The 2000-nt window shown below is 68.2% G+C and carries 1 protein-coding gene; it reads left to right on the forward strand.

Features of this window, described 5'->3' with window-relative positions; all coding sequences use genetic code 11:
• Positions 1-141: 141 nt before the first annotated feature.
• A partial coding sequence (locus ACFV8T_RS45500; protein WP_385339784.1) for a condensation domain-containing protein occupies positions 142-2000 on the forward strand: 1859 nt, incomplete at its 3' end.

The following is a 2000-nucleotide window of genomic DNA, read 5'->3' on the forward strand; positions in this document are numbered from 1 at the left end:
GACACCTGGCCCCTCAACACCGCCGGCAAACTCGACCACAAAGCCCTCCCCACACCCGAACGAAACAACGAAAAACCCTACACAGCCCCACGCACAACTGATGAGGCAAGGATCGCCGGTGCCTGGGAGACGGCTCTCGGGCTGCAACGGGTCAGCGTCGAGGACAGCTTCTTCGATCTCGGCGGCGACTCCATCCGTGCTGTGTCACTCGTCGGTGCGCTCAAGGCGATCGGCTACAGCCTGACCGTTCGCACGATCTTCACGCACCAGACCGTCGCCGAGCTGGCCCACCACCTCGCGGCTCAAGCACCTCAGGAGGAGAGCATGTCACCGTCGGAGAAGGATTCCCCCGCGGCAACCGCCGACGCGGCGGAGGCGCTGACCGGGGCGCTGCGTGCGGCCGGTATCGACCTCACGTCGGGCGGCCTTTCCGAGAACACGTCGGTGGCCGACCTGCTCGCGATGCTTCAGCAGAAGCAGGCCGAACCCGAGCCGGACGTTCCCAAGGAGGCGGGGACCGCCCCTTTTTCCCTGGTTCCCGCTGAGGACCGGGACCGAATACCCGATGGCCTGGCAGACGCGTACCCGCTCTCGCAGGTCCAGACGGGTATGGCGGTCGAGGTGCTCCTGCCGGACGCCGGCGACGACTACCACCGGGTGACATCGTTCCGGGTGCATGACGGGCACGCGTTCTCCCGTGAAGCACTGGAGACGGCGGTACGTACCGTCGTGGCCCGGCACGAGATCCTTCGTACGTCCCTGGACCTGACCCAGTTCTCCGTGCCGATGCAGCTGGTGCACGCCGACGCCGAGGCGCCGGTCACGGTGGAAGACCTCACCGCCCTGGACGAGGCGGCCGGACAGGATGCCGTGCGCGCGTACATCAAGCGGGAGGAGAGCTCCCCCTTCGACCTGGGCACGGCGCCGCTGCTGCGCGTGGCCGCCCTGGTCGAGAGCGCTGAATCCTGGTCGCTCGCGCTCACCCACAGCCACATCATCCTGGAGGGGTGGAGCCACCACTCACTGCTGATGGAGCTGCTGGACGTCTACCGCGCGGTGCGCGACGGCCAGGACCCCGACTCGGGCCGGGAGGCCGTCGGAGTACGGTTCGCCGACTTCATCGCCGGTGAGCTGGAGTCCCTGGACGACGATGTCGACCGCGATTACTGGCAGGGGATCGTCGACAACCACCCCGCTGTCGCCCTGCCCGCGAACTGGGGGGACGAGACGGCGCCCGAGCCCTCCTTCCGGCTGCCGGTCGCGTACGGCGACCTCGATGACGGGCTGCGCGCACTCGCCGAGCGGGCCCACGTCTCCATGAAGAGCGTGCTCATCGCCGCCCATCTGAAGGTGATGAGCCAGCTCACCGAGGAGGAGACGTTCTCGGCCGGCCTCGTCTTCGACGCCCGCCCCGAACTCCTCGGCGCCGAGAAGGTACTGGGCATGCACCTCAACACGGTGCCGTTCGCGCACAGCCGTGGCGCGCGCACCTGGGCCGGCCTGGTCCGCCAGGTCTTCGAGCAGGAGATGGATCTCTGGGAGCACCGCCGCTTCCCCCTGCCGTCCATCCAGCGGCTGACCGAGGCCGGGCAGCCGGTGGTCGAGGTCCTCTTCACCTACCAGAACTACCACCAGGTCGACACCGACCTCATCGATGTCGGGGCGGAACAGGGCAGCACCACCTCGCAGTTCCCGCTGGCCGTGACCACGCTCGCCGGCCATCTGATGCTGACCGTCGATGCCACGGCGCTGTCGAGGACGAACGCGGAGCGGATCGCCGCGATGTACCGGCTGGTACTGGAGGCCATGGCCACCGACCCCGACGGGGACGCACTGGCAACGCGCCTCCCCAATGAGGAGCACGTCCACGTCGTCTCCCGCTGGAACGACACGGAGACCGACGAACCGGCGGGTTGTGTGCCGGAACTGTTCACCGCGCAGGCCGCACGTGTCCCCAACGCGACAGCAGTCACCTCGGGCGACACATCACTCACCTACGC

The sequence above is a fragment of the Streptomyces sp. NPDC059832 genome (assembly GCF_042731715.1).
Lineage (GTDB): Bacteria > Actinomycetota > Actinomycetes > Streptomycetales > Streptomycetaceae > Streptomyces.